Origin of the sequence: Epibacterium sp. Ofav1-8, from assembly GCF_022348185.1 — a bacterium.
Classification (GTDB): Bacteria; Pseudomonadota; Alphaproteobacteria; order Rhodobacterales; family Rhodobacteraceae; genus Epibacterium.
Window position 1 is genome coordinate 1 of sequence record NZ_JAKRFD010000002.1, and the last position, 20,992, is coordinate 20,992.

Genomic DNA, 20,992 nt, shown 5'->3' on the forward strand with positions numbered 1-20,992 from the left:
CGCAAGTTCGAATATTCGGCGCTGGAGGGCACCATCGGGGCAGATGGCTTTGACGGCTACACCCGGGATTTTTACAAGGGCGGCTGGTTCCGCAGCGACAAGAACGTCTATGGCGCGGTGGATGCGGAGCTGGATGCGGCGCTGGATCAGCAGGTTGCCGGGCTGACCTCCGGCCTTCTGTCGATGTCGGAGGCGCTGGGGCTGGGCTCCGATGCGCTGGCGGAGTTCGAGGGCTATACGCTGTCGGTGATGACCTCCGGGCGCACGCAGGAGCAGATCCAGCAGGACATCGCCGATCACATGGCGGCGGCCTCCGACCAAATGGCGGATCTGATCCTCGGCACCGACGACTTCACCCGCGCCGGGGAAAGCGCCTCGGACACGCTGGCGCGGCTCTCGGGCAGCCTGGTGGCGGTGAATGACGCCATGGATCTCTTGGGCGGCACGGCCTTTGATGTGTCGCTGGCGGGCGGTGATCTGGCCTCTGACCTGCTGGCGGCCTTTGGCGGCTCGGAGGCCTTCTCGGTTGCGATCTCGCGCTATTTTGACGGCTTCTATACCGAGGCGGAGCGCAGCGAGACCGTCCTGCGGCGGCTGGAAGAGGAGTTCGAGGAACTGGGGCTTGCCATGCCCGCCTCGCGCGAAGCCTTCCGCGAGCTGGTTGAAAGCCTCGATCTGAGCACCGAGGGCGGGCAGACCCTCTATGCCGAACTGCTGCGGCTGGCCGGGGCGATGGATGAGGTGCTGCCGCAGGTGGGCGCCTTCACGGCGGAGCTGGCCGGGTTGGCGCAGGAGATCGGCGGCGAGATCGGCGTCCAGATCGATGCGGCCCAGGATATGGTGAGCGCGGCGCGAGAGGCGGCGGCGGATTGGCGGCGGACCTCCGAGGATCTGCGCGGCTTTGTCTCCGACCTGCTCACCACCGAATTGAGCGCGGCCAGCGATGCCCAGACCGCCACGGCGCAGAAGGCCCGCCTCAATGCGGCCTTTGCCGGGGTGCAGGCGGGGGATGCAACGGCGGCGGCGGCGCTGCCGGATCTGGCGCGCAGCTACCTGCGCAGTGCCCGCGACATGGCGGGATCGGATCTGGATTACCGCCGGATTGCCGCCGAGGTGCAGGCGCGTCTCACCTACGCGGCGGGGATCGCGGATCTGGAAGCGGGCAATGATGAGGTGCTGGCGGGGCTGTATGAGCAGCAGATCGAGGTTCTGACCGCGCTTGGCACCTTCCTGCAGTTCGAGGGGCTGACGGCGGATGAGGTCGCCAATCTGAGCGAGGGCGTCCAGGCGCTGGCCGAGGATTGGGATGGCACGGTGGCCTCCTTCGAGGCGTCGCTGTCGGCGCTGGAAAGCGCCATCGAACAGGCCGAGGCCTTCAGCTATGACGATCTGGTCGGCGCGCTGGATGTGGCGGTGACGCTGGATGACAGCGCCCCGGGCTGGCTGCGCGAGTTGGTCGAACAGGCCGACACCGGCATTCGCACCACGCTCGATTTTATCATCCGCCGCGATGACCTGACGCCGGCGGATCGCTGGATTGCCACCCATGCGCTCTCGCAGCATGTGGCGACGCTGGACCTGGTGCTGGGCGCCGATCTGGATGCGGAGAGCCGCAGGCTGGCGCTGACCACGGCGGCGGATCTGCGCCGCCGGGTGATGCTGGATCTGACCCGTGACCTCGACCCGGAGACCCGGTCGCTGGTGCTGACCCGTTCCGCCAACCTGTCGCGCCGGGTGACTGTGGCCCTGACCGGGGCGGGGGCCGACACGGTGGCGCGGCTGAGCGAGATCGCCGGGCTGATCGGCGATGGCGGCGGCAGCGGTCGGCTGACCTTTGGCGGCGGCGTGGTGCTGGAGGCCGATGATGTCTTTGCCGATCTGGCGACACAGACCGAACGGCTGCAGGACCCGCTGGACCGGCTGCGCGGCATGCTGGGCGAGCTGCGCGATGCGGTAGAGGCGGATCGGCTGGCACGGGCGGCGCAGACGCAGATTGCCGCGCTGCAGGCGCAGGGGCAGACCGTGGCCAGCAGCCTTGCGGATCGCAGCGAGGCGGCGGGGCTGATCGGCCAGATCGAGGCGCTGGAGCGCCGCACCGGCGTAAGCCTGACCCGTTCCGGCGGCCGCGACGCGGAGCTGCGGCTCTCAGAGGTCTCGGGGCGGATCATCTATGACGCGGATTACCTCACCTATGGGGGCGGGGCGGATCTGGCGGGCTTTCGCTCTGCCTTCCGGGGTGCGGATGGGCTGGAGGCACAGATCCGCGCCTACAACCAGCGCTACAACGGCAACGAGGATCAGATCGAGACCCTGCGGGCGCAGATCCGGGATCTCGGCGGCATTCCCGCCTTTGCCCGGGGCGGGGCGCATAAGGGCGGCGCGCGCATCGTTGGCGAGCGCGGCTGGGAGATCGAGCACACCGGCCCCGCGCGCATTCACAGCCATGCGGAATCGGTGGCGATGCTCGACAACCGACCGCTGGCGCGGGGGGTCGAGGATCTGACCCGCCATGTGGTGGCGCAGGGCCAAGCGTTGCAGCTGATCGTGGACCGGATCGCCAATCAGATGGATGATTGGGACGAGATCGGCCTGCCGGGGGAGCGGAGCTGATGGACTTCAACATCATTGCACCGATGCCCGTGAGCGAGGTGGAGCTGATTGCCTCGAACATCCCGGAGGATGATCATCCGGACTGGGACAGCGCCGCCACCTATGACCAGGGCGCGCGGGTGATCTCCACCCTGTCGCACCGGATCTATGAAAGCCTGGTGGACAACAACCAGGGCCATGACCCGCTGGGGGATGACGGCAGCCATTGGCTGGAGATCAGCGCCACCAACCGCTGGCGGGCCTTCGATCAGCGCCGCTCCAACACCGCAAAACAGGCGGACCGCATCACCTATTCGGTGGTGCCGACGCAGGATTGCGATGCGATTGCGCTCTTTGGTCTGACCGCGGGCACGGTGCGGATCGAGGTCTGGGACGGGGCGGCGCGCATCTATGACCGGAGTTTTGCCATGGCCGACACCGGCCATGTGGTCAGCGCCTATACCTGGTTCTTCGGCGGCGTGGTCTATGCCCGCCAGAAGGTGCTGAACGGCTTTCCCGGTTATATCGGCCACCGCATCGACATCACCATCGATGCCACCGGTGCGGTGGCCGAGGTCGGCCATATCGTCATGGGGCGTAACAATCTCCTGGGGCGGGTGCGCAACCGGCCCACGGTCCAGTTCGTCAGCCACAGCCGCAAGGGCTATGACGACTTTGGCAATGAGATCCTGGTCAAGCGCGGCTCCACCCGCAAGGTCGACCTGTCGCTCCTGGTGCCGACGCATCAGGCGCAGCGGGTGATGGACATCGTGGCCGAGGTCGATGGTCTGGCGACGGCGTTTTACGTCTCCGGCGATGCCCCGTCCTTCGGGATCGAGGGCCTGGGATTTGTCGATGACCACAGCCAGCCCATCGATGTGGCCGGCGAGTCCGTCTTCCCCCTGATTTTGAAAACCTTAAAATAGGAGAGTGCCACAGATGAGCATTCCTGGCTTCTCACCCTTCCCTGAGATCCCCCAGCGCAGCACGCCGGAGGCGGATTTTGACGCCAAGATGTACGCTCTGTTCCAGCACTTCGCGACCACCCATCGCAATGAGCTGCTGGCCTTTATCGAATTCTTGGAAACCAACTCCGTGGTCATCGGCGCGGCGCTGAATGGCACAACCATCGGTCTTAGCGATCCGGCGGCGGCGAAGTTCACCACGCTGGAGGCCGACAGCATTGGCGGTGCAGCGGTGCAGGCGAATGCGACCGATGCGAGCGACGGCAAACTGCTTGCGGTCGGGGCAGGGGGCATTCTGGCCACCAACCCGCCGAACCTCGCGGACCCCGCGCAACTGGATGTGCCCGCCGGTCTCTACAGCATTGCCGCGTCGGACGGCTGGCCCTTTGACGGCGCGCTCCTGCAACTGCGGCGGAACGCGGGGCGCGGGGTTCAGATCGCGGCGCGGGGATCGTCCTCGGCGCCCAATGCCTCCAGCGAGATCCTTGTGCGCACCTCCGGCAACAGCTTTGGCGGGTGGGCGCAGTTGATCCATGCCGAAAACCTTCTCGGCACTGTCTCGCAGTCCGGCGGCACGCCTACGGGCGCAGTGATCGAGCGCGGCAGCAACGCCAATGGCGAATACGTCCGCTTCGCCGATGGCACCCAGATCTGTTGTTCGGGAGACTGGTCGGAAGATGTGACGACGGCACAAGGGGCACTTTATCGCAGCGCGGCTCCGAAAATCTGGACGTTCCCGGCCTCGTTCTACTCGTCAAGCGGTTTGGTCGGCCATGTCGGCGCTACTGGAAACTCGCAAACCCATTGGGGGGTCGTGCGGACCACATCCCCATCTGACGCTCAGATCACGATTTTTAGCCATTCGCAGTATACGGATCGCACGGTCCGCGCCACGGCAATTGGCCGCTGGTTCTGAAGGAGGACATCGCATGCAAATCTCATTTACCCCCATGCGCCTTGACCGGGCGCTGAGCGTCAGCCGCCAGGGCGATAGCCTGACAATCAATGGCGAGACCTTCGACTTCGCGCCGCTCCAGGAGGGCGACGTGCTACCCCGCGCGGCTGTGGCCTGCGACTGGCTGGCCGCCGATGTGACCCGCGAGGGCGGCGTGATCCGCCTGACCCTGATCCTGCCCCATGGGCCGGATGCGCCGGAGGCCACCCGCTTTCCGCAGCCCCTGAGCCTGACCGGCGACGGGCCGGTGCCGCTCCCCGCCTATCAGACCACCGCCACAGAGGACCCCGTGCCATGAGCACCATCGACTTCTCCCAGGTCATCACCGCCCAGGATCGCACCGAGGCGGCACGGGCACAGGCGCTGGCCGATCTGGCCGATCTGCGCTGGAAGCGCACACTTGCGGGCGTGACCCTGCCCGGCGGCCTGCACATGCCCGGCGATGAAACCACCCGCCTCGCGCTCTCCGGTGCGGTCAGCGCGCTTGACCAGGGCATGATCGCCGCGCCGGTCGCCTGGAAGACACCGGCAGGCTTTGTCGAGCTGACGCAAGAAGAGATCAAGGTCGCAGCGGCGGCAGTGGTGCAGCATGTCCAGGCCTGCTTTGCCGCCGAGGCTGTAGTGGCCGCGCAGGTCGCAGCCAGCGCGGACCCGGCGGGGCTGGATGTTGAGGCGGCCTTTGACGCCGTATTCGCAGGATAAGGGCACAGAAGAATGGCCATGATTGAAAACAGCGATCGCGGGATCACCATGAACAAATCCCTTGCCTGGACGGTGGCCTGCGGGCTGGTCGGGGCAGGGCTCTGGGTCGGCATTCAGGTGGCGACCTTACGCGGGGAAACCGCCGGTCTGTCCAGGACCATCAACGCCCTGCGCGCGGATCTGACCGCCTCCGAAGCCCGCCAGGTGACCCTGACCGCCCGCGTGCGCACCAATGAAACCGCGCTCGCTCGCCAGGATGAACGCCTGTCGCTCATCCTCTCTACCCTCAACAAAATCGACAACCGGCTCGAACGTATGGAACGCGCTCCGATCCGCTGATCCACCCCCCGACATTCTGAAACCACCCCGTCTCGCCAAGGTCACCTTGCGCGGGGCGTTCTCATTTGGAGGCGGCATGACCGACATTCTCACCTTTGACACCCTGGAAAAGATCACCGGCAAGATCCCTAAAGCCAGCGCGCAGGAGGCAAACGCCTGCTCGTTCCTGCTGTCGCTGAACACCTATGGCGGCGACCTCGGGCTGAACCGGCGGCACCGCCTGTCCTGTCTTCTGGGGCAGGTGCTGCTGGAAAGCGGGGCGTTTCGCTATGACCGCGAACTCTGGGGGCCGACACAGGCGCAGCAGCGCTATGACACCCGCACGGATCTCGGCAATACGCCGGAGCGCGATGGCGATGGCTACCTGTTGCGTGGACGCGGGCCGATCCAGATCACCGGGCGCTGGAACTATCGGGCGTTCACCGCCTGGGCGCGTGGCCTCGATCATACCGCGCCGGACTTTGAGGCCGATCCCGATGCGGTGCTGACCGATCCCTGGGAAGGGCTGGTTGCGCTTTGGTACTGGACCGTGCGGGGGCTGAACGCGCTGGCCGATCTTGGCGACGTGCGCGGGATCACCCGCAAGGTCAACGGCGGCTTCAACCATCTGGCAGAACGGCAAGCCTGGACCGACCGGGCACAGCTTGTCTTGCTTGGCCATGCGCCCACGGATGCGCGCGCCTTCCAGCGCTCTGCTGGCCTGACCGTGGACGGGGTAATCGGCTCGAAGACCCGCGCCGCGCTGCATCAAGCGCTGCTCACCCTGCCGCCTGTACCCACACTCCCGAAACCCGCGCCGCGCCCGAACTGGCTGCGGCGCGTCCTCGCCTTCCTCTGCAGCTAAGCGGTGGTCGGCTTTCTTCTCCCTGAAATCGAAAGGATTGACTGATGAATGACATCTTGCAGGAATTGCTGCCGGTGGCCCTGAGCGGGCTGAGCGTGCTGTTGACGGCGCTGATCGGCAGCGCGGCCCATACCGCCAAACGGCGCTGGGGTCTCGACATCGAGGCCCGCCACCGCGACGCGCTGCACAGCGCCCTGATGAGCGGCATCCGCGCCGGTCTGGAGCGCGGCCCCAATGAGGCGGCGGAGGTCCTGATCCGCGAGGCCGTGGATCACGCAAAGGCCTCTGTTCCCGACGCGATCCTGCGCCTGGGGCCGAACGATCAAGTGTTGCAGAACCTCGCCCGCAGCAAGCTCGCCAGTGTGGTGGGCGGCCTCATTCAATGACGAAAACGGACTGGCGACAATCGTCGCCAGTTCGTTCCTTTAGTGCAGCAAGCTCGAACGGCGGCAAAGCGCAGTTAGCGTCATTCTCAAACTCGGCCCTTTGGCGCAACCAGCCGAGGTTTTTTACTGCCGCGCGGCCCGTGGTTCCTGCCGTTTGCTGCGACTGCGAGGTTCCGGAGCTGGTGAGTTCACACAGTGCCGAACAAACCGGCCTTTCGTTTATGCCACTATTGCTGACTCGGAAATCCCTCGCTCCCGCGGTAGGAGACTTATGACAGTGCGGCAAATTTCCCGTCCTTCGGTCATTCGGGCAAGCAGAAATCGACGAAGGCTCAATGCCTGATACTGCGCGCATTCGACCGATAAGTCGCGAAGATCCAGGCTCGCACTACCCTTCACACAATCGCTACATAGTTCTTGGCATGCCTGTCAAAGAACCCGTAGGGTAACTCTGTATGGGGATCGGGGAAGCACGTCCGTTACACGATTGTTGAAACAAATCCGGTGTTATTCAGAATTGCTATCGCGCAGTGTGTCACAACGCGCTTGAAAAAAAGAGATTGGATTCATAATGGTAAGCGTAATCAAAGATAACATGCAAAGAATTTTTTCTGACGTTATCTCAGCCGATTGCTGGTTCAGCAGCGTCGAAGGCGAGGAAAGCAGGTACAGGGTCTTTGCAGACATCAGCTTTTCGCAGGCCTGCCTAAGCGGACAAAGCGAAGCCCCGATCTACTTTGATTTGTCAGTTAAATCGGCTAGTGTTCGGTTGTTTCTTCATGATCGCGAGGGTTTTTTTGTACCCAAAATGAGCGTAAGGGAGGACGATCATCTTGTGGAAATCACTTCTGAAAACAAAATCTTGTCCTCAAAAGAGGTTGAGGCCAGCTTGAACGTTTCGCTGCTTCCTAAAAGAGGCGGCTCGGAGCTACCATTAAACGCAGGGATGAATTTTCAGGGGTCAGAAGTACTTACTGGGGATTCTGTGCTGGCGACAAAGACGAACAGGACGATCCAAACAAGGTCATTGGTCCAGCCGAATGGCCAGTACCAGTGGTTGCTAAAGCCGCTGGTCGTGAATGAACTACTTGGGCGGGCTTGGTCAAGAAGCAGTTCCCTTGCTGACTTTATTGCTGTCAACGCTGAAAGCTTGGACAATAATCCGGTGCGTGTCACTGTTACGTGCAAAAATGAAGACCTTAACATTAGCAATATTCGTGCAAAATGTGGCGCGGACGAATGGTTGAAAATATTTAAATCTTCCCCAAAGAGAGCAGCTGCCGCACACTATATTAGGCGGAAGCTGTTGGAGGGTGGGCTTGAGTTCCGAGACGTAGAAGACCCTTATTGTGAAGTTACGTTGGCTGACGTGATGCTCTCGGAAGCACAGCTATGAAAGAAAACTACTTGAAAGCCGCGTACAGCCTCCTTGTGGCAAATACAGATGACCTCAGGGAACTAGCTGTTTTAGCGGGTGAGGACCCAGCCACTTTCTACGAATATTGTGATTTTTCCGGAGTTGATCTCCGCGGCCAAGATTTTACAGGAGTCAGTACTCTTGGAGCGAATTTTATGGGAGCATTGATTGATGAAACTACTAAGTTTGATGAAGGAAATATTGTCGATGAGGCATTTGAAAGCTCGAATGACTTGAAAATTCGTCTGCTAAGGGAGTGTGATTTGTTCACCCACGCATCCGAAGACGTTTTAGAAGAATTGTTCAGTTTTTCTCGTTGGGTAATGTTTGATGCAGAAGATGTTGTCTTTGAAAAAGGCGAATCTTCCGCTTCTGGTGCATACCTTGTCGTTGAAGGTGAAGCCGACTTAATGCTGCCGGATGAGCATGGGGTAAAAAGACTGATTGTGAAAATTGGACCGAATAGACTTGTCGGCGAACTCGGCTTGATTCGTGGAGAGCCTCGCCAGTTGGCAATGGTGGCGAGCAAACCCCTTAAGTGTATTCTAATTGACGGAAAAGGGTTTAATGAATTGCTGCGAAAAGAAGGGGAGTTTTGCTTTGGGGTGCTGCAGGAAGTTGCAGGATATGTTTCCAGTCAATCTGGTTGATGAAAGCAATAAAGTACCACAGGTTTTGTCGCTTCTTTCTTGGAATGTTTGGTGTCTAGATATCTTCGGCGTTTGCTCGAACTTGAGGCGACAACCAAGTGAGCTTTGCGGGATTCTGCAAATTCTGCTTCTGCGCTTCGCTGACATCCGTGCCAAACGCAGTATCGCCTAGTGTCAGGATGCATTGATTTCTCGAGCGTTGCGTGATCCACGGCCCCGAAAACGGAGCGGTGACATGAGCGACCTTTTCTGGCTGAACGACGAGCAGATGGCCAAATGGGCCCCTTTTTTCCCTAAGTCGCATGGCAAACCAAGAGCCGACGACAGAAGGGTTCTTAGCGGGATTATCTTCATCAACCGTAATGGGTTACGGTGGCGCGATGGGCCTGCCGCCTATGGTCCACACAAGACATTATACAGCCGATGGAAGCGTTGGAGCGAGAAAGGTATTTTCGCGCGGATGATGACCGGGTTGGCTGCGGAACACGGCGAGGAAAAGACCGTGATGATTGACGCAAACTACCTGAAGGCACACCGAACCGCGACCAGCATGGCCGCGAAAAAGGGGGGGGGCGTGGCCGCCTGATCGGTTGGACAAAGGCGGTATGAACACCAAACTCCATGCCATCTGTGAAAGTCTAGGACGACCTATCGACCTCTTTGCCACCGCCGGGCAGGTGAGCGATTATATCGGCGCGCGAGCTCTGCTCAGCGGCTTGCCAAACGTCAAATGGCTGCTCGGGGATCGCGGCGATGACGCTGACTGGTTCAGAGAAGAGTAGCAACACAAAGGGATACGTCCCTGTATCCCCGGGAGAACGCAACGAAAGACGCCCGTCAAATACGACAAACGCTGTTACAAGCGGCGCAATCGCATCGAGATCATATTCGGCAGGCTTAAGGATTGGAGACGCGTGGCGACACGCTACGTCTGCTGTCCCAAGGTCTTCCTCTCGGCCATCGCTCTCGCCGCCCTCGTAATCTACTGGTTATGAATCCTGACCCTAGGCTATTGCTAAACTTGTCGCACTCTAGTGAAGTCAGTACCAAATTGAAAAAGGAGCCGCAATTAGAATCCTTTTCAAGTTGAGAGGTGTTTTATTCGTCTCCCGACGGTCCCGAAATGTTCGCCATTTGATCTAGTATTCGAGCGTACTCTTGTCCGACAGATTCTTCCCTGCGGTTCACTTGGGTCACTCTGAATAGCTCCTTGAGCTCAGCATAATTCTTTTTCTGAATCCAGTGTTCAAGGCTATTTTGGGGATCTGAGTTGTTAAAGTTGTCAATTGAATTGCGCTCGATATCTCTCCACACGTCTTTGTACTTCTTTTGAAAAAATCTTCCCCCCCCTTCTCGCGACCTGGAAGTGAAGGCGAAAGTTATGTTCGCGAGATCACAATTGTCCAGCTGTGAGTCTGAAAGGTTGAAGTGTCTTTTATATACCTGTGGCAGGAGACTCGCTATATCAATTTTCCTAGTGCTTACAGGCATTGTAGCTACAAAGGTGCCAATGATTTCAACTATTTGCCTTATGTCGCGGGCTTCGGTTTTGCCTTTGCTAAAGCATTCGGATAAAAATGTGATAACGTCGTATCCTGGTAGGGGTACAAAGTTTTCAACACTTAGCCCATTTCTCTTAAGCGCAAAATCGATAAGCTGGTTTTTTGGCGAGTCTTGGAAGTGGTAGGTCCGATCAACGAAACGTTTCAGGTAGCGTTCACCGTCAAATTCAGAGCCGTATACACCTTTGATAGCATTCGCTAGCTGTCGAGTGTCTGTTCCAAGAATGAAGACGAAGTTTTCAAGGGAAAAGATGTGCTTTACTCGTTCTAAAAGTTCTATGGCATAGCTCGGTCGGCACCTGTCCAGTTCATCGATTAGGATGAAAATCGGCGTTTCTATGCCATCTTGATTTAGAACGTCCTTACCGATTTCGGTGAGTTGGCACCGGAAATTTTCTTGAACCTCTTTCTGTAGCCGAAATTGCGATAGCAACTCTGAACCGGCTGTATCTACCGCGCTATCGACAGCTATTCGAATGGATTCTTCAATTTTGTTGCTTTCACCGTTTCCGAAATCAGTATTGGGATCATCGTTTTCCCATAGCTCGGAAATACCCTCAATGGCTTCTTGCCCGATATACTTTACAGCCCAGTGCTTCCCGCCGGTAAACAAAGCCCCGCCAATGATTCTGATCGCTGACTTCCTGAAGGGAGCAGTCCTCTCCAGCATTACTTCAGGTGTTACTTTTTCAGACAAGCGAGCGGAAAGCTCAGCCTGAATCTCATCGACCACGGTCATGAACGGATCGTTGGAGTGGTCATTCTCCCAGGCATTCACATAGACAGAAATATGGCCGTGCGCCTCAAGGTGCTTCTTGAAACGGTTCAGGAAGAACGACTTACCAGCGCCCCAGTTAGCATCCAAGTTAAGGACGTATGTCCGTGGCTCGCCTGCATTCTCACGCAAGTTTAAATGCCCGATGGTGAAGGTCCTGAGTATCTCAGCATCCTTGGACCTGTTTAGGGCGTCTCCCTCCCAAATCTTGGCCATCGTAGTTGTGTGTTTTTCTTCTACCATGCTCGCCCTCAAATAGTTTGCTTAAAGGTAGGTCGTCCGAGGTAAGAGGAACCGCGCTCAGACCCCGATTGGTACAACAGCGCTGCAGAACTCAACCAGGTATGAGATTGCGGATTAATTCAAGCGTTACTTGCCTTTGTGCCGGTTATGCTCCGTTTTGGTTGCCGTCGGATGGGTCATTACCCAAGGGCTTCAAATTAATACCTAGCTGTCCGGCTAGGATATTAATGCGATGAGCCTCAACCTCGGAACGAACGCTTTCAATCACTTCTACAAAGTGGCCTCTTTGTTCGTCGGTAACCTTTTCGAGCGCGGACCTCAACGATGTAGAATGCCTCTCAACAAAAGCCACACCTTTCTCTCTCGCGGATGCGATGGCCGGCGTGGCAAAATTCCTTACTTTTACATCATCCGATGACTTGGAATAAATTTGGTCGACAAGTTCTGGAAATACTTCTTGTACGTATCCGAATGTTTCTTTGTTTGTGGAGACGTTGGCCATACGGTCCGCGATAGCCTTAGGCATCGCCGCTCGTGCCCTAGGCGGTATCGATTTCAGGACTTGCTCAGACAAATTTGGCCTACTGTCCAGCTGAGCTTGTCCAGACATCAACTCAACCACCAGATCAGAAAAAGGCTCTTGGAACCTATGTGCGGGCAGCTTGAAGTCTCTCAGCGTCGCCTCAACCGACAATACCGTAAGCACAACACTGTCGGAAGCTAGGTGGTTTTTCCAGTTCTCGTCCAAAGAATCCGTAAGAGCTTTTTCCACAGCGGTGTGGAAAAGCTTCCAACCGTCTTCTTCACGATTAGCCGTATCCCGCAACAGTGCGATGGGTATCGAGCCAAGATCTATATTCTCCAATTGATCACTTCGAACAATTCCGCTGGTGTTTGTGAGAACTTGATCGATCCTATCTCCAAAGATTTTATGTATCTGATCGTAGTGGTTAAGCAGTGTTGCTATAGGCAAAGAATACAGGTCATCTCTCTCACTTAGGCGTTCGAAAACGGAGGAATAGATCCTTTGATAGGGTGAAGCCTCGGCAGCTAATCCTATCCAGCGAGAGACCATTTTCTGGCTAATAACATAAGAAGCCAAATGATCGATCACTGCATCCGAAAACTCGACGGAACCACTTAATACTTGACTTAGCCAATGTCGTGCTGGGTGAAGATTGCCAAAAGGTGGTTGGTTTGTGTTTCCGCCAACTTCAAACGTCGCCGTTTTGAGATTCTGCAGCGTCAACCATACCGTTGCGGCCAAGGCTCCATCCGCTTCACTTGACTGTTTTGTGGCGTATGCATGCCATGCCAGAGTGCCGTTGTTTGAAAGCGCTCCAAGCAATTCATTGGCTTTCTTTAGACTTGAAATTTCCCCATAAGTAGCAATGAGATTTTCCGCGCGACAGGCGAAATAGTCTTCGTCACCACCGAAGGTTTGGCTCGTGAGCTGATCGTGCTGGTGTTGCAGAAGCGCCAAAAGCTCAGATGCATTCAATGATTTCGCCGACTTTAGCTGCTTGAAAACGTAGTGAAAAGTTAATGGATCGTCTGAACAGATCTCTTTGAGGGGCTCCAAGAATGCCTTCGAAGAAATGGAATGCTTGAACCGTGAGAACGAAAGGCCAATTTCATCACAATCATAGGCAACTCCGAGTACAAACCGTACATTTGGGGGCAACTGTAACGCATTGAGCAATGGATCGGCGAACGCTTCGACCCTTCTATCGGTGTTATTAATCAGCATGCCGAGCGACTTGACCCAAATATTGCCATCGTCGAAAGTCGCTTCCTTAGCGTCAAAGCAGTTCGTCATCCATTCAGCCAAGCGAAGTGACACAGACGAACGCTGATTGTTTGGGCATAGATCAACTATCGCGCGTAGGCTCTGCACGTCTTCGGGGGTCTCAATTTCTAGGGTACTCAGATCTTTCAGCCCCGAAAGGTAGAGCGCGAGCACATGAGTCGAGGTCTGAACATCTAGAGCAATGGAACTTAGATTTTTTGCAACTTGGGCATAGGTGACTGCTGATTCCTTTGCCCAACTTGATGCCTGTGTCTCCAAAATCCCTATCAGAACCTGTGGGAATCCCGGGGCACGCGAGACGTTTTTAATTTGTTCGGGGTCTTTGTCCACAAGCGCTGCAGAGACAGGACCTTCCAGCAAGACTTGGTAGGCCAACTGTGGCTCAACGTTGTAGGCAATCGCCGCTAGATGCCGATTCAAGTCAACATCATTCGAATTGACTAAATACGGTGCCAGCTGGCTCGATAAATTGTTTAGTGATTGCGGCTTGCGTTCTATATCCTCTCTGAAAACTTGAAAAATGGCTATCGTGTCTAGAGGTATTCTTCCTCCCCATTGAGCAAATATGCTCGAAATTTCATTGATGAATGAAATGACTTGTCTTGGTGTGACGGGGCGACCTTGTAGATGTGTTGACCGCTGAAAGATTTTTGTTACGTTGTAGATTGCGTTTTTATCATTGAAATTGGGCAGCCCTTTTCGAAGTGTGGCTTCAACATGCGCGGATATATTCGAAGCAACCGGAGGAGACACCCGAAATATTTCATCGAAGGTTTTTCGGAATAAGTCCTTTTCGGAATAATTGTTATTCTTTCCATCAGATATCGCCTCGAAAACGTGATCTCTGTCGTATGGAACGATCGCAGTGCACGCGCGTGGCCCCGTGTTCAGGCTGGCCGGATCGCCAGAAAAAACTGCCCGTATATCTGCCCAAGCGTTCGAAATACCATCCTTTGGAAGGCGGTCGATGTTGTCGAATACGACGACAATTCGGTCATTATCTTCTTGAAGAACCTGCAGAATATCCAGTAGTGTGATCTCAAATTCATACTCGTTTGGATCTTCTTCTCGAATGTTTTGGGTGGTTGTTTCATTCTCTTGCTGTTTGGTGAATAGCGACGCCGACATTGAGAGTGCGTCGGTAAACTTTATGCTTTCATCCTCGGCGCGTTTCCAAACTCTGACAATGAAAGCTACATAAAGGAAACCGACCAGAAGAATTGCCACGGACCAAGCCGGTACACAGAATCCGAAAATCGAAAGCGACAAGGCTGAACCGCTCGTGGGGTTAATCGAGAATGGGCTGAGCCAAGCAAAAGCCAAAGGCAGCATTGGTCCAAGTAAAATGAAGAGAACCCCAAACCAATCAAGTCGTCTGAAAGATTTAGACTCTGTTGTAACGGTTCTGTCACGAACCCTGTCGAGTAGTTCATTAAGTTTATCAACGCGGGACTTGTCGTCTGTGAATTCGCGCTTTCCCCAGTCTATCAGTTTCTCAAGGAAGGTGCGGCGAAAGGGGCTCGTTTGGTTGCTCCACATATCAAAAGTGAAGAACCGATAGTTTCTTTTTTTTATCTCAGACAATTCGTTGGCGGCGAGTTGAACAACTGTTGATTTCCCTGCCCCCCAATCTCCCTCCAACCCAATAGAACGATCTTCGTTGTCAAATTCTACAATGGTCCTGGCCAGTTGATGAGCCGTCCGTAGGTGGCCTTTACCTTCGAAAACGTCCTCGCGAGCCGGTTGATCGACGACTATGTGGCGCTCAAAAATTTCTTCTTCACTCATTGAAGTATCCGTATTGCAATCGCTCTGTTTAGAGTTGTGTCGCCAACCTATCCGCCTTCGAGAACAAAGACAAAACTTATTGTAGTTCAACCAATCTACGGTCATTTCAAGTGCGGCGAATGTCTCGGAAGCGCGCTACTACCGCAGCATTGGCTGGGCCAGGTCAATGGCCAGTATGGGCCGCAATGGTCGCTAACTCCGCTTTGCGGTCCTTGAGCCAGAACATAGGAAGATCGACTTTACGCCCTTTCGTTAACACGCAGCTCCAGCTGCTATATGCACGATGGATTTGGAAGGTTTGGTTTCTCGTCCAAGAAAACCTGAATGAAGCAGGGATGGTCTGAGTAGACTCGTCTAAGGTCGCGACCTAATCATGAGGCGCCAACTCTTTGAGCGCCGTACTCGCCGTTCTGCTCGGACCGCATTGATCCGAATATTTAGAAGTTCTACTTATGTTCCGTCATGCGAAGCGGAGCAGTGAATGCCTCTTTTTCTTCACATCTGGTGTGAGTGCGGTCACGTTGGCAAGATCGAGGTAAGCCTCCACGACAACCATCATGCAGTTTTTCGGAAAGCGGGATGTAGGATCCTTCGCTCCGCGGGGTACCGGGGAATTCCTGTCAAGGCCGTGCTGGGGTGGGATCACGAATGCGATTTAGAGGGGGAGGTTGACGTGTTGAGGGGACGTGTGCCTCACATCAGCTGAATGCTACGCTGCTCGATCTGACCTTGACCTGTTCTCGCGCTCCGACGCTTCAGCTCTCGCGCTGGTCCTGTTACGGATGCTGGCGGCAAAGCAAAGCGCTGATAGAGCTCGCAAGTCGTGAAACAGGCCGAGCTGAGGGGAGAGTTGATGAGCGTAGACAAAATCAAGGTTGAGCGGCTGGAGAATGGGCAGGTCAGCGTTCGAAAGGGAACTTGGTCCGATGTCTTCCCCGAAGACCGGAGAGAGCCATGGGCGGCATGGTATGAGCGGATGCATGTCGAATATAGCTATCTCGGGTATCTGGATATGGCGAAAGCTCTGCGGGATCTACCAACATGATAACCCCGGACTTCATCGTGAGGTCCGGGGCTCATTTTCTCGTGGCACCAACACTCTGAAAATAAAGGCAAACCTACCTACTTAAAATCCCCAGGCTTTAGCCGTGCGGGTTCGAGTCCCGCCGCCCGTACCAATCTGAAGATAATAGATTTTTCCCAACAATGAGTTTGCCTTCAAAAGCGTTCGGTACACGAGTTGGTACAGGTTGCGTTCTCAGCCTCGTCGTTTCCTGATTTCTACGATCTTCGACGCCCCACCAGAGCGGTCCCGGGGGGAGGTGGTGCCCTCAGTGTGCTGGTCTACGGGCTTCAGGGGGGTGGGACCCATCTGTGGGGTTTTCTGCGGGCCGAGAAAGGTGTGTTCTGTGCGGCCCTGTGTATGGTGAAAACGATCCGGTCAACCTTGGGGCGGCGGACCGGCAAAAGGGTAATACGCGCGGGGCGATGCCCGTTGGCGCGGTTGCCAAGGCTGGCGCCCACTGAGGCAGATTGGAAAGTGATCGACCGCCTGCGGGCCTTGGCGGAACCTGGCGAAAACGGGGGCGTGAAGGGATAAACCCTTTCGTCGTCCCGTGAGAGGACCGGCAGCAGGATCTTTGCTGCCAGCCAAGGTGACTCCGCGCGTCAGAACCGGGTGATGACCGTGGCTCCGACGGATTGGAACTTGTCCATGCTCATAAGGGCCTCGGGGGCCTCGGTGAGGCTGATCTGATCGCCCACCAGCCGCGCCGGATCAAGTGTCCCGCTGGCGACCATGTCCAGCATCGCGCCATAGCGGTGCGCCCGCATCCCGTGCGAGCCGAGCAGCTCAATCTCCTGGCCCACGATCTTGGGCATGGGCACGGCTGGGGTGGCATGCTCTCCCAGCATCAGCCCGACCTGAACGTGTTTGCCCCGTGGTCGCAGGCAAAGGATAGAATTGGTCATGGTGACCGGATGCCCAAGCGCATCGAGCGAAACATGGGCGCCGCCGCGTGTCAGTTCCTTGATCGCTTCCGGCACATCGGCCTCGCCACCGTTGATGACCGCGGCGGCACCGAGATCTTTGGCCAGGTTAAGCTTGGCCTCATCGAGATCCACGCCGATGACGTTGGCCCCCGCCGCCGCCGCGATCATGACGGCCGACAGCCCGACACCGCCGCAACCGTGTACGGCCACCCATTGGCCTGCGCGCACCTTGCCCTGATCGATGACAGCGCGGAAGGATGTCGCGAACCGGCATCCAAGGCTGGCGGCGGTCGCAAACCCCATGCTCTCCGGCAGCGCCACAAGGTTCAGATCGGCTTGGTGGATGGCGACATATTCTGCAAACGAGCCCCAGTGAGTGAAGCCGGGCTGCTCCTGATGCAGGCACACCTGCTGTTGGCCTGCGTGGCATTCGCTGCAGCTGCCGCAACCGCAGATAAAGGGGACGGTGACCTTGTCGCCAACCTTCCAGCGGGTGACGTCCTTTCCCACCGCCTCGACCACGCCGGCCAGCTCGTGGCCGGGGACATGCGGCAGATCGATATCGCTGTCATGACCCATCCAGCCATGCCAGTCGCTGCGGCAGACCCCCGTTGCGGCAACCTTCAGGACGACACCATGTGGCGCGGGGCTCGGGTCTGCGACCGTGACCACCTTCGGGGCGTGTTGGAACTTTTCGAACAGGACAGCTTTCATCGGGGTGTCTTTCGGTTCTGGTGTTTGATCAAGGCGATCATATCGTTTCCTGTGGAAAGACACCTGCCAATCTTGCAGAAATCCAGGTGATCCTGAGCGGGATCTCCTTTCTATTCCTCATTTTCTGAAAGTTTCTGCCCTTGCCTGACCTTGATGCCGTAAACGTTCACCTCCTGTCCTTGCTGCAAGAGGATGGCCGTATGACCAATGCGAAACTGTCCGAAACCCTCGGGATGAGCGAAACACCCTGCTGGCGCCGCTTGAAAAAAACTGGAGGAAAGCGGGGTCATCGAAGGTTATCAAGCCAATCTGAACCGCCGCAAGCTGGGGCTGGGCGTCATGGCGTTTGTACAGCTGCGCTGTTCAGAACACGATCAGGCCGCCACGGCGGAGTTCCAGCGGATTGTCGAGACAACCCCGAATATACTGGCCTGTCACAACACCACCGGAGCGGACGATTTTCTGCTGATCGTCGTGGCGCGGGATCTGGACGATTACAGCGCCTTTGTCGACAGCACCCTGCGTCGCCTGCCGGGGGTCACCAGCATTCGCTCGAACCTTTCACTGAAAGAAATGAAAGCGTCCAACAAACTGCCGGTGAGACCGTCTGCGAGGACATGACACCAATGACATGACGCGGCGAACCCGCGTTGCGACATCCGTCCGCCGTCGTCGGTACAGCCGCGACGGATCACCGAAGGGATATGAGGGGTGCGTTGCTGCCCTGCGCGGCGACGGTGCAAACGACGGCTGTGTCAAACGGGAGGCTGGCCGCTCAGTCTCGCTATCCGGCAAAGAACTCAGGCTCCGGGCCGCCAGGGTATATCCGTAGCGCGATAGTGCACCTTCAGCGCACTGGTGACCTGGCTACGATGGTGTGGTCGCGGGTCTGTCCCGATATCGTCGCAGCATTTGAAGAGGCTATCGTTCTGCCAGCGAGAATAGGCCGCCATTTCCTGAATGTAGTCGCTTGTGATCATCGTGCTCTCTCGAAACTGTCCGGTTGTCTGAACGTTACAAAGCCCTGCCGGTCATCGCGGTGAAACAGGTTTGCGTATGATTGGCCGGTGGAGTGTTGTGCAGAGATCCGTATCGCCTTGGGCGACGGGCCGCCCTGTGGCCCGGTGTTACCCGCCGTCCGTGACAACGAACCGGTGGAGGATGCGGCGCACGATGGGCGCGACGACCAGCACGGTGGGAAAGGCAATGGCCCAGGAGGGCAGCCAGGCGGAGAGCCAACGCGGTACAAAATCGGCTGCAAAGCCGATGGCCAGGAATGTCGCCACGGCAGATATCAGCAGCGACATGAAGCAGGACAGAAGAAAGCCAAAAGCAATATGCTCAAGCTTGCGTGGAATGAACGCGCGTATCATGGAACCTCTGCATGGGTTTGACAGGGGGAACGGCGGTTGTGGACATGCAGCTTGGTCTATTCGGCTGCGGCGCGCGTGTCATCTGTAAGGGCGGTCCATGCATCGTTTTGTGACAGGAAGATCCGGCCGTTCAGATCATCGATCAGATGCGACCGTTTCAGCCGATCCATCACCGGGCCTTTGACCTCGGACAGATGGAGGCCGACACCCATATCCCTGAGCCGGGCGTTCACCGCTTCAAGGCTTTCGAGGGCGGAATAGTCGACCTCATTCACCGCTGAGAACATCAAGACGACATGCGCGATGCTGCATCCTTCGGTGACGCGGGACTGGACAAGATCCTCCAGAAAACGCGCGTTGACGAAATAGAGGCTTTCGTCGATCCGCAGGCTGAGCACGCGAGGGTCGGTTTCCACGTCATGGCGCAGCACGTTGCGAAAATGCTCGCTGCCGGGGACGCGGCCGACCTCGGCCACATGGGGCCGCGAGGTTTTGTAGAGATGCAGCAGGACGGACAGGATGACCCCGGCTGCGACGCCAACCTCGACGCCGAGCGTGAGGGTCAGCACGATGGTTGCGGCAACGGCGGTAAAATCCGCGCGGCTGTAGGTCCAGGTTTTTTGCAGGATCGACAGATCGATCAGCGACAGCACCGCCACGATAATGGTCGCAGCGAGGGCAGCGTTTGGCAAATAGTAGACCAGGGGCGTCAGCGCGACGGCTGCAATCGCCAGGCCAAGGGCGGTGAAGGCCCCGGCGGCCGGGGTTTCCGCGCCGGCGTCAAAGTTCACGACGGAGCGCGCAAAGCCACCGGTGACGGGATAACCGCCGGTGAAGGCCGCCCCGAGGTTGGCGGCGCCCAGGCCGATCAGCTCCTGATCCGGGTCGATCCGCTGACGTTTCTTGGCGGCAAGTGTCTGGGCGACCGATACGGATTCGACAAACCCGATGATCGAGATCAGGATTGCGGGCACCAGGAGCGCCTGCAAAAGCTCGGCGGAAAACCCCGGACGTGTCAGCGGCGGCAGGCTTTGCGGGACGGCGCCCACGATCTTGACGCCGTGGCCGGCGAGATCGAGCGCCCAGACCACGACCGTGGTGCCGACAACGGCGGCGACTGGCCCGGCCTTGGCTGCAATCTCGGTGACCAGCGTCGCAGCCCCAAGCCGTTTAAGCGTCGGTTTCAGGCCCGTGCGGACCCAGAACAGGAATGCGGTCGCCGTGACGCCGATGGCCAGCGTGATCCAGTTGATCTCATGCAGCTGCGTCGAGAGCGCCACCAGTATGTCCGGCAGCGTATGCCCATGGGCCGGGACGCCCAGGATATGCTTCAGCTGGCTGGTTGCGATAAGAATGCCCGAGGCGGTGATGAAACCAGCGATCACAGGGTGGCTGAGAAAATTGGCAAGAAACCCCAGCCGGAACACCCCCATAAGGACCAGAAAACCGCCCGACAGGAACGCAAGCGTCAGCGCCGCGATCGCGTAGCCCGCGGTGCCTTGCTCTGCAACCTGACCGATGGCCGAGGCGGTCAACAGCGAAACCACCGCGACCGGGCCGACGGCCAGCGCACGGCTGGTCCCGAAGAGCGCGTAGAGCATGATCGGCGCGATCGAGGCATAGATCCCGGCCTCTGGCGGCAGACCTGCCAGAAGGGCATAGGCAAGGCTTTGCGGGATCAGCATGATCGTGACGATCAATGCGGCGATCATATCGTTGGAAAACGCCTTGCGGTCGTAAGTGCGCCCCCAGTCGAGGACCGGCAGGTAGCGGCGTAGAAGTCGGGTCATGTTCTTGTCCAGAAAACAGGGCAGGGGGCTGATCTGTGCACGCAGGCGCCCCGCGCCGGGCGCGCGCATCCGGGTGGCGATGCGCGCGGGTCAGGTCT

Annotated in this window: 17 protein-coding genes and 1 pseudogene; 13 read left to right on the top strand and 5 right to left on the bottom strand. The window is 57.5% G+C overall.

Annotation, left to right across the window (positions count from 1 at the left end; all coding sequences use genetic code 11):
• From MHM97_RS02805 to MHM97_RS02855, 11 genes and pseudogenes are all read left to right on the top strand, one after another.
• Window positions 1–2,610, top strand: a 2,610-nt coding sequence (locus MHM97_RS02805; RefSeq protein ID WP_239319226.1) for a hypothetical protein, incomplete at its 5' end; no start/stop codon positions are given.
• A complete protein-coding gene (locus tag MHM97_RS02810; protein WP_239319228.1) occupies window positions 2,610–3,515 on the top strand; it encodes a hypothetical protein in 906 nt (301 codons plus the stop codon). The genes MHM97_RS02805 and MHM97_RS02810, both read left to right, overlap by 1 nt.
• Window positions 3,516–3,528: 13 nt before the next feature.
• Entirely contained in the window at window positions 3,529–4,470 is a 942-nt protein-coding gene (locus MHM97_RS02815) for a hypothetical protein (RefSeq protein WP_239319230.1), read from the top strand.
• 13 nt (window positions 4,471–4,483) lie between these two features.
• On the top strand, window positions 4,484–4,807 hold the full coding sequence (locus MHM97_RS02820; RefSeq protein WP_239319233.1) for a hypothetical protein: 324 nt from the start codon (window positions 4,484–4,486) through the stop codon (window positions 4,805–4,807).
• Window positions 4,804–5,211: a DUF4376 domain-containing protein gene (locus MHM97_RS02825; RefSeq protein ID WP_239319234.1), complete on the top strand. Its 408-nt coding sequence runs from the start codon at window positions 4,804–4,806 to the stop codon at window positions 5,209–5,211. Before MHM97_RS02820 ends, MHM97_RS02825 begins: the two co-directional genes overlap by 4 nt.
• Window positions 5,212–5,229: 18 nt before the next feature.
• A complete protein-coding gene (locus MHM97_RS02830) occupies window positions 5,230–5,550 on the top strand; it encodes a hypothetical protein (protein WP_239319235.1) in 321 nt (106 codons plus the stop codon).
• 76 nt (window positions 5,551–5,626) lie between these two features.
• Window positions 5,627–6,394: a peptidoglycan-binding protein gene (locus MHM97_RS02835; protein ID WP_239319237.1), complete on the top strand. Its 768-nt coding sequence runs from the start codon at window positions 5,627–5,629 to the stop codon at window positions 6,392–6,394.
• Between the two features lie 44 nt (window positions 6,395–6,438).
• Window positions 6,439–6,780, top strand: a complete 342-nt coding sequence (locus MHM97_RS02840; RefSeq protein ID WP_239319238.1) for a hypothetical protein — start codon at window positions 6,439–6,441, stop codon at window positions 6,778–6,780.
• Window positions 6,781–7,351: 571 nt separating this feature from the next.
• Entirely contained in the window at window positions 7,352–8,176 is an 825-nt protein-coding gene (locus MHM97_RS02845) for a hypothetical protein (protein WP_239319240.1), read from the top strand.
• The gene (locus MHM97_RS02850) at window positions 8,173–8,847 is read left to right on the top strand and encodes a cyclic nucleotide-binding domain-containing protein (RefSeq protein ID WP_239319249.1); all 675 of its coding nucleotides are present in this window, start codon (window positions 8,173–8,175) and stop codon (window positions 8,845–8,847) included. The genes MHM97_RS02845 and MHM97_RS02850 overlap by 4 nt, the downstream gene beginning before the upstream one ends.
• 235 nt (window positions 8,848–9,082) lie before the next feature.
• Window positions 9,083–9,842: pseudogene (locus tag MHM97_RS02855) on the top strand (IS5 family transposase).
• Window positions 9,843–9,945: 103 nt separating this feature from the next.
• On the opposite strand, the gene MHM97_RS02860 reads toward MHM97_RS02855, so the two are convergent.
• Together MHM97_RS02860 and MHM97_RS02865 are read right to left on the bottom strand one after the other, a co-directional pair.
• Entirely contained in the window at window positions 9,946–11,427 is a 1,482-nt protein-coding gene (locus tag MHM97_RS02860; RefSeq protein WP_239319251.1) for a KAP family P-loop NTPase fold protein, read from the bottom strand.
• Between the two features lie 145 nt (window positions 11,428–11,572).
• Window positions 11,573–15,025 carry a P-loop NTPase fold protein gene (locus MHM97_RS02865; RefSeq protein ID WP_239319252.1) on the bottom strand — a complete coding sequence of 1,151 codons (3,453 nt, stop codon included), beginning with the start codon at window positions 15,023–15,025 and terminating at the stop codon, window positions 11,573–11,575.
• 853 nt (window positions 15,026–15,878) lie between these two features.
• Between MHM97_RS02865 and MHM97_RS02870 the strand changes: the two genes are divergently transcribed.
• On the top strand, window positions 15,879–16,070 hold the full coding sequence (locus tag MHM97_RS02870) for a hypothetical protein (protein WP_239319253.1): 192 nt from the start codon (window positions 15,879–15,881) through the stop codon (window positions 16,068–16,070).
• Between the two features lie 623 nt (window positions 16,071–16,693).
• Here the strand turns inward: MHM97_RS02870 and MHM97_RS02875 are convergent.
• A complete protein-coding gene (locus MHM97_RS02875; protein ID WP_239319255.1) occupies window positions 16,694–17,731 on the bottom strand; it encodes a zinc-dependent alcohol dehydrogenase family protein in 1,038 nt (345 codons plus the stop codon).
• A 339-nt stretch (window positions 17,732–18,070) separates the two neighbouring features.
• Between MHM97_RS02875 and MHM97_RS02885 the strand changes: the two genes are divergently transcribed.
• A complete protein-coding gene (locus MHM97_RS02885; protein ID WP_239319256.1) occupies window positions 18,071–18,352 on the top strand; it encodes an Lrp/AsnC ligand binding domain-containing protein in 282 nt (93 codons plus the stop codon).
• Window positions 18,353–18,858: 506 nt separating this feature from the next.
• Here MHM97_RS02885 and MHM97_RS02890 read toward each other — a convergent pair.
• Both MHM97_RS02890 and MHM97_RS02895 read right to left on the bottom strand, forming a co-directional pair.
• Window positions 18,859–19,104 carry a DUF2798 domain-containing protein gene (locus MHM97_RS02890; protein ID WP_239319258.1) on the bottom strand — a complete coding sequence of 82 codons (246 nt, stop codon included), beginning with the start codon at window positions 19,102–19,104 and terminating at the stop codon, window positions 18,859–18,861.
• Window positions 19,105–19,160: 56 nt separating this feature from the next.
• A complete protein-coding gene (locus MHM97_RS02895; RefSeq protein ID WP_239319260.1) occupies window positions 19,161–20,894 on the bottom strand; it encodes a SulP family inorganic anion transporter in 1,734 nt (577 codons plus the stop codon).
• Window positions 20,895–20,992: the final 98 nt, after the last annotated feature.